We start from the raw sequence: 19,964 nt of genomic DNA, 5'->3' as shown, positions 1-19,964 counted from the left end.
CTTCTCGAAGGTGTCGGTCACGAACGGCGGACCGCCTCCTCGAGGGAGTCCAGGATCTTGTCCTGCACCATCTCGGACAGCGCGGCCACCGTCGGCGCCGAGAAGATGTCGCGCGGCGATAGCTCCACGCCGAAGGCGGGACGCGCTCGCGACGTCACCCGCAGGCTGGTGATCGAGTCACCGCCCAGCGCGAAGAAGTCGTCGTGCACTCCCACCCGGTCCAGGCCGAGCACCTGCTCCCAGATGCGGCCGAGCGCCTCCTCCGTCGGGTTGCGCGGCGCGACGTACACCTCCGTCTCGTCCCGCCGCGGAGCGGGCTCGGGCAGGGCGTCGCGATCGACCTTCCCGTTGGCGTTCAGCGGCAGCCGCGCCAGGCACACGAACGCGGCGGGCACCATGTACGCGGGCACGCGCGCGCCCAGGGCCGCGGCCAGCTCCGTGTGCGACGGCTCGGGCGCGCCGGCCGCCGGCACCACGTACCCCACCAGCGTCCTGCGCCCGGCGGCGTCCTGCCTGGCCACCGCGACCGCCTCGGCGACACCGGGGTGCGCCAGGAGCGCGGCCTCCACCTCTCCCATCTCGATGCGGAAGCCCCGGATCTTCACCTGGCCGTCCGCCCGGCCGAGGAACTCGAGGTCGCCGTCCCGCGTCCAGCGGACCCGGTCCCCGGTGCGGTAGAGCCGCGCCCCGCTGCCGAACGGATCAGCCACGAACCGCTCGGCGGTCAGCGCCGGCCTGCCGAGATATCCCCGGGCCAGGCCGGCGCCCGCCAGGTACAGCTCGCCCGGCGCCCCCACGGGCGCGGGCGCGAGGCCGGCGTCCAGGACGTAGGCGCGGGTGTTGTCCATGGGCCGGCCGATCGGCGCCCGTCCCGTCCGCACGACCTCGGGCGTCATCTCCCGGCACGTGACGAACGTGGTGGTCTCGGTGGGCCCGTACACGTTGTGGACCGCGGTCGCGGGGCAGCGGGCGGTCACCCGCGCGAACGCCTGCGGGGAGGCCGCCTCGCCGCCCGTCCACACCTCCCGCAGCCCGGCGAAGCACTCGGGCGACTCCTCGGCGAACAGGTTGAACAGCGCCGTCGTGATGAACATCGCCGTGACGCCGTGCTCGGACACCAGCGCGCGCAGCCCCCGCGCGTCCAGCTCGCCCGGCGCGACCACCACCTCGCCGCCGGCCAGCAGCGGTACCCACATCTCGTACGTGGCCGCGTCGAAGGCGTGCGGCGAGTGGAACAGCACCCGCTGGTGCCCCCCGGTGCGCCAGCGGTGGTCCCACGCCAGGCTCACCACGTCGTCGTGAGTGACCGCGACGCCCTTGGGCAGCCCGGTCGAGCCCGAGGTGTACATCACGTACGCCAGCCCCTCGGGTGACACGGTCGGCGGGGCGGCGGCGGACGGCGGGACGGGCAGGTCGCCGTCCACCTCGACGGCCGGGACGCCCAGGTCCGCGGTACGTCCCGCCAGCGACCGGTCGGTCAGCACCGCGACCGCGCCCGTGTCGCGCAGGATCCACCGCATGCGGTCGGGCGGGAAGTCCGGGTGCAGGGGGACGTAGGCGCCCCCGGCCCTGAGCACGGCCAGCATCGACACCAGCGCGTCCGGCGAGCGGGCCTGCAGCACCGCCACCCGGGACTCGGCGCCCACCCCGAGCGTCGTCAGCACCCGCGCCAGCTCCCCGGCGCGGCGGTCGAGCTCCGCGTACGTCAGCCTTTCGCCGCCGGACCGCACCGCCACCGCGTCGGGCACGGCCCGCGCCCGCTCGGCGAACAGCTCGTGGACCGGCCGGCGCGGGTATTCGTGCGCCGTGTCGTTCCACTCCGTCAGCGTCCGGCGCTCACGGGCGCTGAGCGCGCCCAGCGACCGCACGCTCCGGCCGGGCTCGGCGGCCAGCCGCCCGAGCAGTTCGGACAGGTCGTCGCCGAGCCGCCGCACGGTCGCGGCGTCGAACAGCTCCCGGTCGTAGAGCAGGACGAACGACAACTCCGTGCCCGGATAGACGATGAGGTTGAGCGGATAGCCGTTCGCCTCGGCGGCGTCCACGTCCCGCAGTCGCGGGCCGGGGGCGGAGTAGTCGATCGGGTAGTTCTCGAAGACCACGATGCTGTCGAACATCGCCGGCCCCGGCGGCAGCTCGCTCCACGAGCGGATCCGGGCGAGCGAGGCCGCCTCGTGCTCCCGCGCCTGTACCTGCGACTCCTGGAGGTCGCGCAGCCAGGGCAGTACCGGGCGGCGGCCGTCCACGCGCACGTGGACGGGCAGCGTCTGGATGAAGATCCCGATCATCGACTCGGCCCCGTCCAGGTCCTCGGGCCGGCCCGACGCCGTGGCGCCGAAACACACCTCGGACTCGCCGCTGTGGCGCGACAGCAGGATCGACCACGCGCCCTGGATGACGGTGTTGAGCGTGAGGCCGGCCGCCGCGGCCTGCTCGGCCAGGCGCCGGGTGAGCTCGGACGGCAGGGCGACGCGGACCCGCTCGGCCGCCTTGGGCCGGTGCTCTCTGCCCGGCGGCCGATCGTAGGGCAGTGGCGTCGGGGCGGTGAGCCCGGCCAGCGCCTGCCGCCAGTGGGCCTCGGCCGCGCCGAGATCACGGCCGTTCAGCCATTCCACGTAGTCGCGGAAGGGACGGCGCGGCTCGGGCGCGCCGCCGTCGCTGTTGCCCGCACTCTGGCGGGCATGGACGGACAGCACGTCGCGCAGCAGCCGGTGCACGCTCCATCCGTCGAGCATGATGTGGTGCAGGGTCCAGACGACGCGCACCGTGTCGTCGCCCAGGCGGATGATGGCCAGCCTGGACAGCGGCGCCGCTGTCAGGTCCAGGCCCCTGGCCCGGTCCGCGGCGAGCAGGGCGGCCAGCTCGCCGCGCCGCTCGTCCTCGGACAGGTGACGCCAGTCGTGGTGGGCGACCGGCAGGCGGGCCCGGCCGTGGACGACCTGTACGGGGTGGTCCAGGCCGTCCCAGGCCACGGACGTGCGCAGGACGGGCGTGTGGTCCACGACCGACTGCCACGCCCGCGCGAGCTCGCCGGGGTCGCCGACGTCGTCGAGCAGCATCTCGAACTGGGCCATGTAGACGTCGTCACCGGCCGCCAGGCACTCGTAGAGCATGCCGCTCTGGCTGGGGGTGAGCGGGTAGACGTCCGCCACGTCGCGGCCGTCGCCGACGAGCCGGTCCAGGCTCGCCTGGTTCAGGCCCGCGAGCGGGTAGTCCGACGGGGTACGTCCTCCCGCACCGGGCTCGGCGCAGTGGCGCACCAGCCGGGTCACGTTCGCGGCGAACTCGTCCGCCAGCCGCTCGACGGTGGCGTCGTCATGCAGGTTCGAGGAGTACTCCCAGGTCAGCTCCAGCCGGCCACCGCGGATCGCGCCGACCACGTCCAGGATGTGCGGCCGCTTGTCCTCGGGGTGCTGGAACAGGCCGATGGGCGCGACGTCCTGGTAGAGGTCCTGCGCGGGCGGGTCGAAACGGCCGAGGTAGTTGAAGCAGACGCTGGGATGGCAGGCGGGCGCGGTGCCGCGCAGGTAACGCAGCACGCCGTACCCGAAGCCGCGGCCTGGAACGGCCCTGACCTGCTCCTTGACACTCTTCAGCAGCTCGGCCCAGCCGCCGCCGGAAGGCAGGCGGAGCGCCAGCGGGAAGTACGTGGTGAACCAGCCGACCGTGCGCGACAGGTCGGTGTCCGGGAAGATCTCCTCCCTGCCGTGGCCCTCCGTGGCCAGCAGGAGGTCGGGGCGCCCGGTCCAGTCGCCCAGGGTGCGGGCCAGCGCGGCCAGCAGCACCTCGTTGATCTCCGTCCGGTAGACGCCGGGGACGTCGCGCAGCAGGGCCCGCGTGGTCGCCTCGTCGAGCACCGCCGTCGTCCTGCGGCCCGAATCCACGAGGTTGGCGCCCTGGCGGTCCAGCGGGACGGCCGCCCGCCGCGGGTCGCGGGCCACCTCGCTCCAGTGGCCGAGCTCGTGGTCGAAGGCCCCGGCAGCGGCGTGCGCGGCCAGGGCGCGGCTCCAGTTCTGGAAGGAACCGGTCTCCGGGCCCAGGTCGACGGGCTCGCTCCGGTGGGCCTGCCGGTAGGCGGTGTGCAGGTCCTGCAGCAGCACCCGCCAGGACACACCGTCCACGACGAGATGGTGCGCGGTCAGCAGCAGCCGCGGCGCGCCCACGCCGGTGAACAGCACCGCCGCGAACACGGGCCCGTGCTCGACGTCGATGCTCCGGTGCGCGGCCTCGCTCTCGCGGGCAGTCACGCCCCGGGGGTCCGCCTCGCCGTCGAGCCGGACGTGTCGCAGCACGTCCTCGCCCGCCGCCGGGGCCACCCGCTGGGCCCGCGAGGCGCCGTCGGCGGTGCAGCGCGTCCTCAGTGCGGCGTGCCGGGCGACCAGGGCCGCCACCGCCACGCCCAGCGCCCGCTCGTCCACGTCCGCGTCCAGCTCCATCTCCATGTACTGGTGGAAGGTGCCGGGCACGGTGAACCGGTCGAACAGGAAGCGCTGGATCGGGGTGAGCGGGGCGGGCCCGGCGTCCGGCGCGGGAGCGCGCGCGGGCTCCTCGGCCCGCCGTACGTGCGGCGCCAGGGCCGCCACGGTCTGCCAGCGGAACAGGTCGCGCGCGGTGTGCCTCAGCCCGGCGCGCTGCGCTCTGGAGACGACCTGGATGGCCAGGATGGAGTCGCCGCCCAGCGTGAAGAAGGAGTCCTCGGCCCCCACCCGCTCGACGCCCAGCACCTCGCCCCAGATCCCGGCCAGCTCCCGCTGCACCGGACCGGCGGGCGCGACGTAGGCCGCTGTCCCCGCCCGCGCACCGGGCTCCGGCAGCGCGGCCCGATCCAGCTTGCCCCGTTCCGTCAGCGGGAACGCGGGCAGCACCATGATCACGGCGGGGACCATGTGATCGGGCAGCGACGCGGCCAGGAAGGCGCGCAGCTCGGCCGGATCGGGCTCGTGACCGCCCGCCGGGATCACGTAGCCGACGAGGCGGTCGCGTCCCGGGGTGGCTAGCACGACCGCGCCGCCCACCGACGGATGGCGCTGCAGGACGGACTCGATCTCGCCCGGCTCCACCCGGAAGCCGCGGATCTTCACCTGGTCGTCGCCGCGCCCCAGGTACTCCAGCTCGCCGCCGGACAGCCGGCGCACCAGGTCGCCGGTCCGGTACATCCGGCCGCCCGCGGGGCCGAAGGGGTCGGCGACGAAGCGCTCCGCCGTCAGGTCGGGCCGGTTCAGGTACCCCCTGGCCAGGCCGGGGCCCGCCAGGTACAGCTCACCGGGCACGCCCACCGGCACCGGGTTGGCGTAGGCGTCGAGGACGTAGCCGGCGCTGCCGGTCACCGGGCGGCCGATCGGCGGCAGCCCCTCACCCTCCCGGCTCACGTCGCCGGCCGTGGCCACGACGGTGCTCTCGGTGGGGCCGTAGTTGTTGACCAGCCGGAACGGGATGCCCGGCCGGGGCCGGCGGCGCAGCACGTCGCCACCCGTCAGGACGGTCCGCAGCGCGGTGCCGTCGATCGCGGGCAGGTCCAGGACGGTCTCCAGCCGGGGCGTCGGCAGGAAGCAGATCGTGGTGCCCATCGCGGCGAACCAGGCCACGAGCGCGTCCGGATCGTCCAGCGTCGCCTGCCCGGGGAACGCGACACGAGCACCCGCGCAGAGATAGGGCCAGATCTCCCACACGGCGGCGTCGAACCCGAGAGAGGCCACCTGCGACGCCCGGTCCCGCGGCACCACCCCGAAGGCCGCCACGTGCCAGGCGCACAGGTCGGCCAGGCCGCGATGCTCGATCATGACGCCCTTGGGCCGGCCCGTGGAGCCGGAGGTGTAGATGACGTAGGCCAGGTCGCCCGGCTCCGTCAGCTGTTCGGGCTCGGTCTCGGGACAGCGGGCGAGCTCCGCGTCGTGCTCGGGATGGATGACGGGCAGCCCCTCGTGGCCGGCGTCGGCCAGGACGATCGGCGCGCCGGTGTCGGCGACCACGTACGCCAGCCGCTCGGGCGGCGTGCCGGGGTCGAGCGGCACGTACGCGCCCCCGGCCTTGATCACGCCGAGGGCGGCGGTCACCACGCCGGGGCCGCGCTCCATGCACACCACGACGGGCACGCCCCGGCCGACACCGAGGGCGCGCAGCCGGTGCGCCAGCTTGTTGGCCCGCCGGTCAAGCTCGGCGTAGGTGCGGGTGCCGCCGTCCCACTCCAGCGCGACGGCGTCGGGCGCGAGCCGCGCCCAGTCGCGGAACTGGACGTGGACCGGCCGGTGGTCGCCAGGCGCGCCGGCCACGGACACCGGACCGGTCTGATCGGATGCCGTACGGGCGGGCCCGGGCAGGGCGGCGGACGGCAGGGGGACGCGGGACAGCGGGCGGTCCGGCGCCGCTGTGACCGCCTCCAGCAGCGCGAGCAGGTGCGCGGCCAGCCGCTCGGCGGTCGCCGCCTCGAACAGGTCCGTGCTGTACTCGATCATCGCGTCGAGCGCGCCGTCGTCCTCGCGCTCGACGAACTCCAGCGTGAGGTCGAAGATCGAGGATTCGTGCGGCAGCCGGTGCGGCTCGGTGCGCGTCCCGCCGAACCGCGGCGCTTTGGGCGGCGCGTTCTGCAACGCCACCATGGCCTGCACGAGGGGCGTCCTGCTCGGGTCACGCGCCGCGTCGAGCTCGCGCACCAAGCGGTCGAAGGGCACGTTCTGGTTGCCGAACGCGTTGAGCACCGTCTCCCGTACGTCGCCCAGGAACTCGGCGAACGTGGCCCGCTCGTCCACGGTGGAGCGCAGCACCAGGGTGTTGATGAAGCAGCCGATGAGGGGTTCGAGCTCCGGCAGGTCACGCCCGGAGACGGGGGTGCCGACCGAGACGTCCCGCTGGCCGGCGTACCGGGACAGCAGCACCTGACAGGCCGCCACCAGCACCATGAACGGGGTCGCCTCGTTCCGCGCGGCGACGTCCCCGAGCGCGGAGGCCAGCTCCGCCGGGACGGTGAAACGGTGCGCGGCGCCGGCGGAGGAGCGCACGACCGGCCGCGGGCGGTCGGTGGGCAGGTCGAGCGGGCTGATCCCGTCGAGCTGACGACGCCAGTAATCGAGCTGGTCCGCCAGGCTCTCGTCGTTCCAGCGCTCCCGCTGCCAGGCGGCATAGTCGGCGTAGCGCACGGGCAGCGGCGCGAGGCGGGCTCGGTGCCCGTGGCGGGCGGCGTCGTACAGCAGGCCGAGCTCGTCCGCCAGGATCCGCATCGACCAGGCGTCGATCACCGAGTGGTGCAGGCTGAGCACCAGCAGGTGGTCGTCGCCGGAGCGGCGCAGCACGGCCAGCCGCAGCACCGGGCCGCGGGCCAGGTCGAAGGGCAGGCCCACCTCGCGCCGCAGCACCCGTTCCAGTTCCTCGTCGGAGAGGGCGGCGACGTCGGTGACGGTCAGCGGCACCTCGGCGTCGACCGCCGCGCGCACCGTCTGCACGGGCTCGGAGTCGACGGCCTCGATCGTCGTGCGCAGCGGCTCGTGCCGGGCGATGAGCTCGCCCAGCGCGGTACGTAGCGCCTCAGGGTCGAACGGGCCGCGCAGCCGGTAGCCGAACCGGACGTTGTACTCGGCGCTGCCGGGGTCGTGGACGTGGAAGAACCAGAAGCGCCGCTGGGCGTAGGAGAGCGGGGCGTCGCGGCCCGGGGGCAGCGGGGTGACGACGTCCGCGGCGAGGCTTCCGGTCACGCCATGGTCCGCTCCGGCGGCCGCGCGCTCGTCCGCGCCGGTGGGTGTGTGGTCGTTCGCGCCGTTACCCGCGCCGTTACCCGCGCCGTTACCCGCGCCGTTACCCGCGCCGGTGCCGCTGGCCACGCGGTGGCCCGGACCGTCGTGCGCGTTTTCGGCCGGTGTCAGGGAGGCCGCCAGCGCGGCCACCGTGCGTTCGCGGAAGATCGACCTGGCGGACAGGCTCGTGCCGAGCGCCGCCCGGATGCGCGGCACCACGCGGAAGGCCAGCAGGGAGTTGCCGCCGATGGCGAAGAAGTCGTCGGTCACGCCCACCCGGTCCAGGCCGAGCACCTCGGCCCAGAGCTCGGCGATCACCTGCTCCTCGTGGCCGCGGGGGGCCGTGTAGCCGGTGGCGGTGCCGTCCTGGCGGCTCGGAGTCGGCAGGGCGCTCCTGTCCACCTTGCCGCTCGCCGCGAGGGGAAGCCGGTCGAGAGGATGGAACACCGAGGGGATCATGTACTCGGGCAGGTCACGCGCGAGGAAGGCGCGCAACTGCTCGGGCGAGGGTCCGGTCCGCCGGGCGGAGGAGGGCTCGGGGCCCGATCCGGGGGAGTGGCCGGTCGGTTGCGCGGGCGTGGGGGCGGGGTGTGGTGCGGGGGAGTGGCCGGTCGGTTGCGCGGGCGTGGGGGCGGGGTGTGGTGCGGGGGAGTGGCCGGTCGGTTGCGCGGACGTAGGGCCGGGGTCCGGTGTGGGCGACGGGCCGGGGCGGCCGACCGGGACGACGTAGGCCAGCAGGCGGTCGCCGTCGGCGACGACCGCGGCGGCGGCCACCCGGGGGTGCCGGGACAGGGCCGCCTCGATCTCGCCGGGCTCGATCCGGTGTCCCCGGACCTTGACCTGGTCGTCCGAGCGGCCGAGGTACTCGAGGTTCCCGTCCGGCAGGAGGCGGACCACGTCGCCGGTCCGGTACATGCGCTCGCCCGACGGCCCGTGCGGGTCGGCGACGAAACGTTCCGCCGTGCCGCCGGGGCGGCCCCGGTAACCGCGCGCCACCCCGGTGCCCGCGACGTACAGCTCGCCCCGCTCGCCGGGTGGGACGGGACGCAGGCCGGCGTCGAGGACGTAGGCCCGCGCGCCGAGCATCGGGCGCCCGATCGGGACCGCGCCGTCAGGGGTGTCGTCGCCGGACGCGAGGCGGAAGGCCACGCAGCCGACCGTCGCCTCCGTGGGGCCGTACTCGTTGACCACCGTCGCGCCGGGGTGCGCCTTGCGCCAGCGACCCAGCGTGTCGCCGTGCAGCGCCTCGCCGCCGATCACCAGCTCGCCGCGGCCGGGTGAGCGGTCTCCCGGCTCGTCCTCCGGCAGGGGCAGGCCGGGTGTGCGGTCTCCCGGCTCGCCCTCCGGCAGGGGCAGACTGGGTGTGCGGTCCCGCGGCCCGTTCTCCAGCAGGGGCAGGTGGCTCGGGGTGACCTTCAGGAAGGACAGGGGCACGTCGTCGGGGTCGTCGAGCGTCCCGACGTGGATCCGCCCGCCCGCCGCGAGCGGCCCCCACAGCGTGGTCACCGACAGGTCGAACGAGACCGACGAGTGCAGCAGCGCAGTGCCCGCCAGCCCTGGGTAGTCCCGCAGGCAGCAGGCCAGGTAGGCGGCGAGTTGCCGACGCTCGACGAGCACCCCTTTGGGGCGGCCGGTGGAGCCGGAGGTGTAGATCGCGTACGCGAGGTTCGCCGGACGGGCCAGGGCGGCGGGCGGCGGGTCCGCGGCCTGCCCTGGGTTGTCGTCCACACACACCAACTGCGCCGCCGTCACGGGCAGCCGGTCGCGCAGCGCCCGCTGGGCGACGACGACGGGCGCGCCCGCGTCGTCGATGATGGCGGCCAGGCGGCTCGCCGGGACGTCGGGGTCCAGCGGCAGGTACGCGGCGCCCGCCTTGAGCACGCTGAGCAGCGCCACGACGAGGTCCAGGCCGCGCTCGGCGTAGACGGCGACGAGCGTGTCCGGGCCCGCTCCCAGCTCCCGCAGGCGGTGGGCGAACCCGTTGGCCCGCACGTCCAGCTCGTGGTAGCGGAGCGAGCCCGCGGCCGAGGAGACGGCGGTCGCGCCGGGTGCCAGCCGGACCCGCTCGGCGAACAGATCGAGGATGTCACGCGCGCCGGCGACGTCCGGCCGCTCCCGCGCGCCGCGCCGCTCCGACAGACCCGGGTCCGCGCCCGCCGGGGGCGGGGCGGACGGGGCGGTGTGCTCACCGGGGCGTGCGCCCGGCGTCGAGTGGTCCATCACCCGGTGCTCCTAGCCTCAGTAGATGACGCCTCAGTAGATGACGCGGGACCGCGCGTCCAGCCGGAACTCCCGGGACTTGCGGAGATCCCGGGCCACGTTCAGCCGGCGCAGCCACCTGTCCGTCCCGTCGAACCGCGGGCGGAAGGGCTTGCGCCCGTGCACGGCCTTGTAGTTGTCGATGACGCAGACGTCACCGGGTTCGAGCACGACCCCGGTCATGGCCGCGTCCACGGTGGCGGCGAGGGCGGCGAGCGCTTTCTCCTCGTCCTCTCCATGTATTCCTTGCATATAGTGCGGATCGACACACAGATAGGGGTCGTCCGGGGCGCCGAAAAGCACCGGAACGGGCTTCGGGTCGGTCAGCGCGCTTTCGACCTGACGATAACTGCGGCGTTTCAGGTCGATCACTCTCGGGTCGTCGTCCCGGTCGGGCGCGCGATTCTCGGGACGGTGCGAGTCGTCCGGAAGAATGAAAAATCGTGGCTGTCTGAGTAGCGCTTCCGTGGCCTCGTCGAGATGCAGTGAGCCGACGTCCGCGTAGGTGGTCTCGACCTTGTCATGATTACGCAGGCACATGAGCCCGAGATAGTCCGTGCGGAGCGGATGGAACGCGTCCTCGGTGTGCCAGACCAGCGTTTCCGTGCTGCTCCAGCCGATTTGCTCGCGCTCGTAGCCGCGCATCGGGAAAACGTCGTGCATGATGCGCCCGTCCTGCTGCGTGCTCCAGCCGATCGGCTCTCCGAGCAGGCTCATCACCAGGTAGAACGCGATGTCGAGCGGTAATGTCGGCGACGGTGTGGGACGCGACTTCCAATCGTCGGGGGTGGCGCCGATCGTGGCGTCGTCCACGGGCAGGCCGGATATCACGAGGAGGCCCGACGGCTCGGCCAGCCGGAAATCGTGCAGGTCCTCCCGGAGACGTCGTGGCAGCTCGTCGGCATAAGTGCGGGCCACCTTCTGGAATTCCGCCGACTCCACGCCGGGATGGTGCCGGGCGAGTTCACCCGCCAGCTCCACGATCGCCGTCGCCTCGTCTTTCCGCAGCTCGAATGTCGACACAATTCGCTCCCTTCCTGGGCGACACCCATCCTGTCCAGGTTCGACGCTGGCGCGGCCGATCTCAATGTGTTTGAGCCTGAGGCTAAATAAGGCAGTCACGGTGCTCGTGTGCTAGCGTCGACAGGTATTCGCGAGCGTCCCGTGCAGGTGTTCGTGCCCGCGCGGAAAGACCGCAGGAGCGAAATTCGCCGACGACCCGGCTCTGCGGTCGGCGCTTCCCACGACGTCCCTGGAAGCGGAGGAGGATCGGTGCGCCGATCACGACTGGCACGAATCACCAGTGCGGCGGCTCACCTGCAGGTGTTCGCCATCGCGGGGATCAGCGCGGTGCTGCTCATCAGGACGTGGCTGGCGAGCACGGGTTATCCGAAGCTCGGCCGCGGCGACCTGCACATCGCGCACGTCCTGTGGGGTGGCCTGCTCATGGCGGCGGGGCTGGGCGTCACCCTCGCGTTCCTCGGTGAGGCGGCCAGGACGTGGGGTGCGCTGCTCGGCGGGGCCGGGTTCGGCACGTTCGTCGACGAGGTCGGCAAGTTCGTCACCGAGCGCAACGACTACTTCTACCGGCCCGCCGCCGGCATCATCTACCTGGTCTTCGCCGCTCTCGTGGTGCTCGCCCAGTGGCTCAAGGGCCGCACCGAGTACACCTGCACCGAGCGGACCGCCAACGCGCTGCACGCCGCCCTCGTCGGCGTGACCTCCGGGCTGACGGTCGAGCAGCGGCGCGGCGCGATCCGCCTGGTCCAGGACTCCGGCGACCCGCTGGACGCCGCCGCGGTCCGCCTGCTCGGCATGGTGCCCGCCAGCGAGCCGCCCCGGTTCCCCGCCGTCCGCGGCGCCCTGCTCTGGCTCGACCGGCTGGGTCGGCGGCCGGTGGTGGTGGTGCTCGCGGTGGTCTACCTCGTCGTACGGGCTCCGCTGCCCCTGGTCGGCCTGACCCTGGAGAGCTCGTACGACTCCCTGGCGCACGAGCGGGAGTGGGGAGCGGTGATCGGCCTGGCCGCCTCCGCCGTGGTGACGGTCCTGCTCTGCCTCTGGGGGGCGGCTCGGCTGCGGTGGAACCGGCTGGCCGCCTTCCAGGTGCTCTACCTCGCGCTCCTGGTCGACATCCTCTTCGGTCAGGTGTTCGCGTTCATCGTGAACCAGTTCTCGGCCGTGCCGGGGCTCGTCGCCGACCTGCTGGTCCTGGCGGTGCTCGCCGCGATGATCCGGCACCTGCGACAGGCCGCCCTGGCCCAGGATCCCGGCGACGACGCTGACGCCGGGATCGAGAAGGACCAGGACGGCCGGGACCGCTGAAGGCGGCCAGGTTACGCGTTCGACGGCTCCGCCATGGCGACCGCGATCTTCCGCGGCCCCGTGTACGGCTCGCGCGCGTGCGCGGTGAGCATGTTGTCGATGACGAGCAGGTCGTCCGCCGCGTAGTCGAAGCGCCGGGACGCCGCCCGGTAGCACTTGCGCAGGTGGTCGGTGACCTCGTCGGGGATGGCGCCGCCGTCGCCGTAGTAGGTGTTGCTCGGCAGCCCCTCCTCCCCGCACATCTCCAGCAGCCCTTCGCGCACGGCCTCAGGCAACGTCGTGACGTGGAAGAACGTGGCGTGGTTGAACCAGACGGGGTCGCCCGTCACCGGGTGATGGTGCACGGCCGCGCGCACCGCCTCGGTGCGCAGCCGCCCGTCCCCGAGCCAGGTCGCCCGTACGCCGTTGCGTTCGCAGTACGCGGCGACCTCGTCGCGGTCGGAGGTGTTGAACGCCTCCCGCCACGGCATGCCGAGGTCGTCGTCGTAGTTGCGTACGACCATCCAGCCGCGCCGCTCGAACTCCTCGCGCACCGCGGGATCGAGGGTGTCGTACACCTCCCGCACGGAGGCCAAAGGCGTGGCCCCCTGCGACTCCGGCGGCCGCAGGCAGTGGAAGAACAGCACCATGGGCCAGACGGCCTGGTAGGAGTTCTCGTTGTGGAAGAAGATCTCCTCCTCGGGCGGGTAGTCGGTCGAGGTGTAGACGTTGCCCTTGATCACGCTGCGGGGCGAGGACCGCTCGGTGTACTCCAGCGGCGTCCCGGAGAAGGCGCGCACGGCGGCGTCGAAGCCCTCGACGCCGCCCACGTCGAAGCCGCGGAACAGCAGGGCCCCGTGGGTGGTCAGGTTCTCGCGCAGCTCACGGTGGCCGGCCCTGATCCGGTCGTGGACGGGCTCTCCGTGGCCGTTGATCGTCAGCAGTGGCACGGCTTCACTCCTCCATCGCCGCGATGAGGCTCTTGGGCCGCATGTCGGTCCAGTTCTCGTTGATGTAGTCGAGCGCGCGTTCGCGGTCGGTCTCGGGCAGCGCGACCGCCCATCCGGCCGGGACGTCCACGAAGGACGGCCACAGCGAGTGTTGTCCCTCGTCGTTGACGAGCACCAGGTAGGTGCCCTCGGCGTCCTCGAAGGGGTTCGTGCTCATCGTTCGTCCTCCAGGGAAGGTCAGTTGCGTTGTGAGATGAGGTGGCCGCCCCCGCGCAGCAGCGCCATGCCCAGCGACGTCAGGGTGTGCCGGGCCGTGTTGCGGTTGCGGGCGGTGGTGATGAGCCCGGCCTTGCGCAGCACCGTGGCGTGTTTGCTGGCTCCCGCCAGGGAGATGCCGAGCCGCTCGGAGAGCGCGCCGGTGGTGCAGCTGTCCATGAGCGCCTGCATCGCCGCCGCCCTGGTGTGTCCGACGAGCGCGCCGAGCGCCTCGTCGTCGAGCGTGGGCTCGGCCACCAGGTCCGACAGCACGGCCGGCGCCCAGGGGACCGACACCACGAGGGCGGGCAGCCCGGTCTCGCGCTCCCTGTCCAGGAACAGGCAGTGCTTGACCTGCAGGAAGAACGACGGGCTGAGCAGCAGGCCGTTGCCGTCGAGGTACACGTCGCGGTCCTCGTCCTGCGGGACCTCCAGCACCGGCGGGTTCCAGACCAGTTTCGGGTGCAGGGTGTCCAGCAGGCATTCGACGCCGTTGGTGATGGTGATGCGGCCGAACGTCTCCCGTTCGAGCTCCAGGTAGGCACGTACCCGGCCCCAGTACGGCAGGACCGCGGCCTGGCAGAAGGCGAGCACGGTGGCGGTCGCCCACTGGACCGCGGTGTCGCCGGAGCGGAAGCCCGTCTCGCCGGGGGAGCGGTTGAGAAGTACGAGCAGCTCGCCGAGCGTCCGGCGTTCGCGGGCCAGCCGATCCACCTGCCGGGCCTCGCCGTTCATGCGCTCGCGCACGTCCCGCCGCCACTCGCCGTGGATGGCGCCGCCGCTTCTGGTGTACAGGTCCAGGGCGAACACGCTCTCCGTCACCGGCCCGAGGGTGGCCGCCATGCGCAGGCGCGCCAGGTCTTCGACGGTGAAATGAATCCGCAGCACCGCGGCTCCCATTTCGCATTTCCAGGGGTTTGTCGAGTACGCCGCTGCGCGGAAAAATGCGCACGGCGCGGCGGCCGCGAGGGTCCGGGCGGCCAGGGTAACGGAGGCTGCCGATTGGCTGACCCCAGTTTTTCTCAAGCTAACTCGGAGACAGTTGTGAAGTCAACTGTAGCTGGTGGATCGACGATTTTGCATCTACGTCAGTTGATGACAAGGCGTGGGCGGTCGTGAACGCCCTGCTTACGGGGGCTCCCCGGTCGTCGCGCCGCTCCGCCGACACCCCCTGACCGCCCTGTTTAGCTCCGGCGTCAATGAGGTGGTAATCGCGGCTGCCCGTCGTGCATTCTCGGAAAAGGGCGCTCAGAACGCTGTCCCCGCACTATTTCCGCTTCTTCCGACGCGCGTTTCTCAACGCAAGAACAAGGGCTGAAGAATGGTAAAGAACGTCGTCATCGTGGGCGGCGGCACCTCGGGCTGGATGACCGCCGCATATCTCCGGGCGGCATTCGGCGACCGTATCGCCGTCACCCTGGTCGAGTCGAAGAACATTGCCACCATCGGCGTGGGAGAGGCCACGTTCAGCACGATCCGCCACTTCTTCGACTATCTGGGGCTGAACGAGCGGGAGTGGATGCCCCCGTGCCACGCCACGTACAAGCTGGCGATCCGCTTCGAGAACTGGCGCGCTCCCGGTCACCACTTCTACCACCCGTTCGAGCGGCTGCGTGTCGTGGACGGCTTCCCGCTCACCGACTGGTGGCTGCACGCGCGCCCCGGCGGCAGCTTCGACCGCGACTGCTTCGTCATCAGCTGGCTGTGCGAGGCCCAGCGTTCCCCCCGCTACCTGTCGGGCGACCTGTTCGAGCAGGACTTCACGGAGAACCCCGACGAGCGCGCCTACCGCACCACCCTGGCCGAGCAGAACACCCAGTTCCCCTACGCCTACCACTTCGACGCCGCACTGCTGGCCTCCTACCTCACGCGGTACGGGACCGAGCGCGGCGTCCGGCACGTCCTGGACGACGTCGTGGACGTGCGGCTGGACGAGCGCGGCTGGATCGACAACGTGCTCACCAAGGAGCACGGCGAACTGACCGGCGACCTGTTCATCGACTGCACCGGGTTCCGCGGCATGCTGCTGAACAAGGCGCTGTCCGTCCCGTTCATCTCCTACCAGGACAACCTGCCCAACGACCGCGCGGTGGCGCTGCGCGTGCCGGCGGACATGGCCGAGCGCGGCATCCGCCCCTGCACCACGGCCACCGCGCAGGACGCGGGCTGGATCTGGACCATCCCCCTGTACGGCCGCGTCGGCACCGGCTACGTCTACGCGGGCGACTACTGCACGCCCGACGAGGCCGAGCGCACCCTGCGCGAGTTCGTCGGCCCGGCCGCGGACGGGCTGGACGCCAACCACATCCGCATGCGCATCGGCCGCAGCGAGCGCTCCTGGGTGAACAACTGCGTCGCCATCGGCCTGTCCAGCGGTTTCGTCGAGCCCCTGGAGTCGACCGGGCTGTTCTTCATCCAGAACGCCGTCGAGCAACTGGTCAAGCACTTCCCCGGCGAGCATTGGGACGATCGGCTGCGCGAGTCGTACAACCGCCAGGTCGGCAACGCCATGGACGGCGTGCGCGAGTTCCTCTCGCTGCACTACCACGCCGCCGCCCGCTCCGACAACGACTACTGGAAGGACGCGGCCACCCGGCCCATCCCCGACGGGCTGGCCGAGCGCCTGGAGCTGTGGCAGGCGAGACTGCCCGACAACGAGACGGTCTTCCCGCACTACCACGGCTTCGAGTCGTACTCCTATACCGCCATGCTGCTCGGCCTCGGCGGCGTCCCGCTCCAGGCCCCGCCCGCGCTGCGGCACTTCGACCGCGGCCGCGCGGACCGCGAGTTGCGGCTCGTGCGCGAGCAGGCCGAGACGCTCGTCGCCAAGCTGCCCAGCCAGTACGAGTACTTCGCCCGGCTCAACGGCGACGCCCTCCCCGGCCGGCGACCCGAGTTGAGTCGGACGCGATGATCCCGGCCGAGGGACCGGCGCGGATCGTCCTGTTCGCCGTCGTGCTCGCGGCGGTCCTCCTCCTCGCCCTCGCCGGGCGGCTGCTGGCCGGAGCGCTGCGCCAGCCGGCCGTCATCGGTGAAGTGGCGCTCGGGATGGCGGCGGGCCCGCTGGTCCTGGCCGTGGCCGGCCCCGGCGTCGTGTCGGCCTTGCCCCTCGACTGGCTGGGCTGGTGCGGCCACACCGGCCTGGTGCTGTTCCTGGTCGGCGTGATCCACGAACTGCGCGCGGCCCCGCCGCTCGCGCGGGGGCGGGCCGTCGGCTGGACCACGGTGGGCGCGCTCGCCGTCCCGATGCTGGCCGGCGCGGCCGTGGCCGCCTGGGCGCTGGCCGGGGACGAGCCGGGCCTGCGCGGCACGGCCCCCGCTCCGGCGCTGATCGTCTTCCTGGCCGTGTCGCTGTCGGTCACCGCCGTACCCGTGCTGGCACGGATCCTGTCCGAGCGCGGCCTGGTCGGCACCCGGGCCGGCGTGCTCGCGATGACGGTCGCCATCGTCACCGACGCGGCCGCGTGGCTGCTCGTGGCTCTGGCGGTGAGCCTGGCCGCCGGGGGCCTCGGGGGAGTGGTCGTCCTCACCGTGGTCACCGCCGTGGCCCTGCTGGGGGCGCTCGCGGTGCGGCGGGTGCTCGGCGCGTCCCGGCTCCTGCGGCTGGTCGCCCGCGGCCCGAGGGTCGCGGCGGTGCTTCTGGCCGTCTGGGCGCTGGTCGCCGCGGCGGCGCTGCGCTCCTGGGGGCTGACCGAGATCCTGGGCGCGGCCCTCGCGGCCCTCGCCCTCCCCCTCAAAGGCACGCGGACGGCTCCCCCCGAGAGCGGGGCCGCCGGGGACGCGGACGACGAGGGCCCGTGGACGCGGCCCGTGCGCGCCGTCGCGGGCGTCGGCCGCCTGCTCGTCCCGGTGTTCTTCGTGGTCACCGGGTTCAGCGTGTTCGCCGAGCCGTTCGCGGTGGCGCCGTGGTCGGCGATCGTCCTGGTCACGCTGCTCGGCATGGCGAGCAAGATCGGGGGCGCGTACGCGGGCGCCCGGTTCGGCGGCGAGCCGCGCGAGGTCGCGCTGGGCCTCGGCGTCCTGCTCAACACGCGGGGCCTGACCGAGCTGGTCGTGCTGCAGATCGGCCACGAGGCCGGGATCCTCACCCCGGCCATGTTCCTCGCGCTCGCTGTCATGGCGCTGGTGACCACGGCGGCGACCGGCCCGTCGTACGCCCTCCTCCAGCGGCCACGACGTCCGCTCCGGACGGCCCCGGCGCCCGCAGCACAGAAAGGAAGCTTGTGATGACGGATCTCCCCCTGGTGGAGGCCTTTCCCATGGCTCCCGTGGCGCCCATGGCGGCGACGGTCGATCCCGACCACTTCCGGTCGCTGATGTCCACCTTTCCCAGCGGCGTCGCCGTCGTGACCACGATGGGGCCCGACGGCCGTCCACGTGGCATGACGTGCTCGTCGGTCTGCAGCGTCACCCTCGAACCGCCGACGCTCCTGATGTGCGCGCGCCGCCTCAGCCCCACCCTGCACGCCATGCTCAAGATGGCGCAGTTCACCGTGAACCTGCTGCACGGCCGCGCCCGCGCCACCGCCGAGCTGTTCGCCTCGGGCGCCGCCGACCGCTTCGAACGGGTCCGCTGGCGGGCCGCCCCCGGCTACGGCGGCCCGCATCTGGTGGAGGAGTCCCACTCCGTCGCCGACTGCCGGGTCGCCGGGACCGTGGAGATGGGAGACCACGTGGTGGTGTTCGGCGAGGTGTACGGCATCGAGCGGTGCGCGCCGGCCGAACCCCTCCTGTACGGCCTGCGCGCCTACTCGTCCTGGTACACGGGACCCGAGCCCTCATGACCGGCTCAGAAGGTACCCGTCCATCGCAGCCGCTCCCACATCACCGGCCACGGCTCGCGCGGCCCCCGGCACACCAGCAGCTCCTTGCCCTCCTCGAAGTGCGGGACGTCGAAGGTCAGCCGGCCGCGCACCTCGCACTGGCGGAACAGCGCGGAGAACGACGCCCGCTCCACCCCGACCGCGACGACCACGTCCACGCCGTCGGCGGGACGCCCGAAGTCGGCGTAGGAGTTCTGGCCGCTGTAGGCCACGGGCAGCCCATAGGCCCCGCCGTAACGGGCCAGCGCCCCGGCCTCGCCGTAGTTCTGGGCGTACACGACCGCCCACCGCCGCTCGTCCTCCGGCAGGGCGCGGTGGACGGCGGCCACCTGCGCGGCCAGACTCGGCCAGCCGGTCTGCCCGAACTGCTCCTCGCCGAGCGTGGCGAGCACCGGGTCACCGGCGTACGTCGCGATGGGCAGGACCGGCAGCACCATCAGCGCCGCGAGCACCCCGTTGAGCAGCGCCGCCCCGCCCAGCCACAGGCGGCGGGCGAGCGTCGCCGCGCGCACGCAACCGGCGGCCAGCAGCACGGTCAGCAGGCCCTCGGTGTAGCGAGGCTCGGCCCCGAGCAGCATCAGTGCCGGTGCCATGACGAGATACGCCACCGCGACCAGCCGGTACGGCCGCCACTCCGCCCGCCGCAGCAGGGCTACCAGGCCTATTACCCAGACCGGGGTGAGGAAAGGGCCGATCATGAGCACCTGTCCCACCAGGAAGTTGACGGCGCCCTCGGGCCCGGCCGACATTTCGCCGGCCATCGTGAACTGCGGCCAGCCGTGCACGGCCTGCCAGACGAGCCCGGGCGCGGCGATCAGCACCCCGACCCCGGCGCCGGCCAGGAGCCGGCCGCTCTTCAGCACCCGCCGCGGCCCGGCGATGAGCAGGCCGGCCGCGAGGGCCACCACCAGCAGCACGACCAGGTACTTGGCCAGCAGGCCCACGCCGACGACCGCGCCCACGGCGAGCCACAGCCGCTCGTCGCCGGTGCGCAGGATCCGGATCACCAGCCAGCACGCCGTGACCCACACCACATGGTCGACCGCGGTGGGGTGCAGCACATGCCCGGCGGCGAGCGTGGCCAGCGTGGCGGCGCAGACGCAGGCGGTCAGCACCTGGAGGCGGCGTCCCGCGCCGAGCTCACGGGCGATCAGCCCGGTGACGAGCACCGCCACGGCGGTCAGGAGCGCCGGCACGACCCGGATCGCGGTCAGCGAGTCGCCGAACAGCGCGATCTGCAGCCGGGCCAGCAGGGGGACGAGGAGCGGCTGATCGACGTACCCCCACGCGAGATGCTCCCCGGCCACCCGGAAATAGAGCTCGTCGACGTAGTACCCCGGGCCACCGGAGAATGCCAGAAAAAGCGCGAGTACGGCGGCCGAGACCACCGAAAGGCCGATCACGGCCACGTTGGACGATGCTGTCACCCGCCGTGGAGCGACGGTTGCGACGGTATCCACGAAAACCCCTTCCAAAGATTTGTTCGGAGGTATATGCGCTGGTCGCAGCCTCTCACCGGGCCAATGAAGACACAATGGAATTGACTTGTCCGGAAAACACGCAGCTCGTCAACCGAGTCTTCCGTCGCGCATTGACGGGACCAAATGGAACGACTTATTTTGCGTCGGTGTACCCCCTTCAAAAACGCACGTGAG

General features: G+C 72.8%; 10 protein-coding genes. 4 read left to right on the top strand and 6 right to left on the bottom strand.

The window, feature by feature from the left end:
* Window positions 1-17: 17 nt before the first annotated feature.
* Together KME78_RS37830 and gntD are read right to left on the bottom strand one after the other, a co-directional pair.
* Entirely contained in the window at window positions 18-9,941 is a 9,924-nt protein-coding gene (locus tag KME78_RS37830) for a non-ribosomal peptide synthetase (protein ID WP_246652804.1), read from the bottom strand.
* Between the two features lie 33 nt (window positions 9,942-9,974).
* Complete coding sequence (gene gntD, locus KME78_RS37825) at window positions 9,975-11,003, bottom strand: guanitoxin biosynthesis L-enduracididine beta-hydroxylase GntD (protein WP_219534266.1); 1,029 nt, start codon at window positions 11,001-11,003, stop codon at window positions 9,975-9,977.
* A gap of 249 nt (window positions 11,004-11,252) precedes the next feature.
* Here gntD and KME78_RS37820 point away from each other — a divergent pair, with 249 nt between their 5' ends.
* On the top strand, window positions 11,253-12,302 hold the full coding sequence (locus KME78_RS37820) for a hypothetical protein (protein ID WP_219534265.1): 1,050 nt from the start codon (window positions 11,253-11,255) through the stop codon (window positions 12,300-12,302).
* 11 nt (window positions 12,303-12,313) lie between these two features.
* On the opposite strand, the gene KME78_RS37815 is transcribed toward KME78_RS37820, so the two are convergent.
* From KME78_RS37815 to KME78_RS37805, 3 genes are read right to left on the bottom strand one after another with little or no spacing between them, the layout of a single operon-like run.
* Window positions 12,314-13,231: a TauD/TfdA family dioxygenase gene (locus tag KME78_RS37815; RefSeq protein WP_219534264.1), complete on the bottom strand. Its 918-nt coding sequence runs from the start codon at window positions 13,229-13,231 to the stop codon at window positions 12,314-12,316.
* A 4-nt stretch (window positions 13,232-13,235) separates the two neighbouring features.
* Window positions 13,236-13,448 carry an MbtH family protein gene (locus KME78_RS37810; RefSeq protein WP_219534263.1) on the bottom strand — a complete coding sequence of 71 codons (213 nt, stop codon included), beginning with the start codon at window positions 13,446-13,448 and terminating at the stop codon, window positions 13,236-13,238.
* Window positions 13,449-13,468: 20 nt separating this feature from the next.
* Window positions 13,469-14,374, bottom strand: coding sequence for an ArsR/SmtB family transcription factor (locus KME78_RS37805; protein ID WP_219534262.1), 906 nt, complete (start codon window positions 14,372-14,374; stop codon window positions 13,469-13,471).
* A gap of 433 nt (window positions 14,375-14,807) precedes the next feature.
* Between KME78_RS37805 and KME78_RS37800 the strand changes: the two genes are divergently transcribed.
* The 3 genes from KME78_RS37800 to KME78_RS37790 are packed head-to-tail and all read left to right on the top strand — an operon-like array spanning window position 14,808 to window position 18,270.
* The gene (locus KME78_RS37800) at window positions 14,808-16,400 is read left to right on the top strand and encodes a tryptophan halogenase family protein (protein WP_219534261.1); all 1,593 of its coding nucleotides are present in this window, start codon (window positions 14,808-14,810) and stop codon (window positions 16,398-16,400) included.
* Window positions 16,397-17,713 (top strand): cation:proton antiporter, encoded by a 1,317-nt coding sequence (locus KME78_RS37795; protein WP_219534260.1) that lies wholly within the window; start codon window positions 16,397-16,399, stop codon window positions 17,711-17,713. Before KME78_RS37800 ends, KME78_RS37795 begins: the two co-directional genes overlap by 4 nt.
* Window positions 17,713-18,270, top strand: coding sequence for a flavin reductase family protein (locus KME78_RS37790; protein ID WP_219534259.1), 558 nt, complete (start codon window positions 17,713-17,715; stop codon window positions 18,268-18,270). The genes KME78_RS37795 and KME78_RS37790 overlap by 1 nt, the downstream gene beginning before the upstream one ends.
* Window positions 18,271-18,275: 5 nt before the next feature.
* Here the strand turns inward: KME78_RS37790 and KME78_RS37785 are convergent, their stop codons facing one another.
* On the bottom strand, window positions 18,276-19,769 hold the full coding sequence (locus KME78_RS37785; protein ID WP_219534258.1) for an ArnT family glycosyltransferase: 1,494 nt from the start codon (window positions 19,767-19,769) through the stop codon (window positions 18,276-18,278).
* Between the last annotated feature and the right edge of the window lie 195 nt (window positions 19,770-19,964).

The sequence above is a fragment of the Nonomuraea guangzhouensis genome (assembly GCF_019396345.1).
GTDB lineage: Bacteria > Actinomycetota > Actinomycetes > Streptosporangiales > Streptosporangiaceae > Nonomuraea > Nonomuraea guangzhouensis.
This window is presented reverse-complemented; position numbering and strand designations above follow the sequence as displayed.

Bases quoted from the DNA above. Each gene is read 5' to 3' on its own strand.
- KME78_RS37830 (WP_246652804.1), bottom strand. From the start codon at position 9,941: ATGGACCACTCGACGCCGGGCGCACGCCCCGGTGAGCACACCGCCCCG.
- KME78_RS37810 (WP_219534263.1), bottom strand. From the start codon at position 13,448: ATGAGCACGAACCCCTTCGAGGACGCCGAGGGCACCTACCTGGTGCTC.
- KME78_RS37800 (WP_219534261.1), top strand. From the start codon at position 14,808: ATGGTAAAGAACGTCGTCATCGTGGGCGGCGGCACCTCGGGCTGGATG.
- KME78_RS37795 (WP_219534260.1), top strand. From the start codon at position 16,397: ATGATCCCGGCCGAGGGACCGGCGCGGATCGTCCTGTTCGCCGTCGTG.
- KME78_RS37790 (WP_219534259.1), top strand. From the start codon at position 17,713: ATGACGGATCTCCCCCTGGTGGAGGCCTTTCCCATGGCTCCCGTGGCG.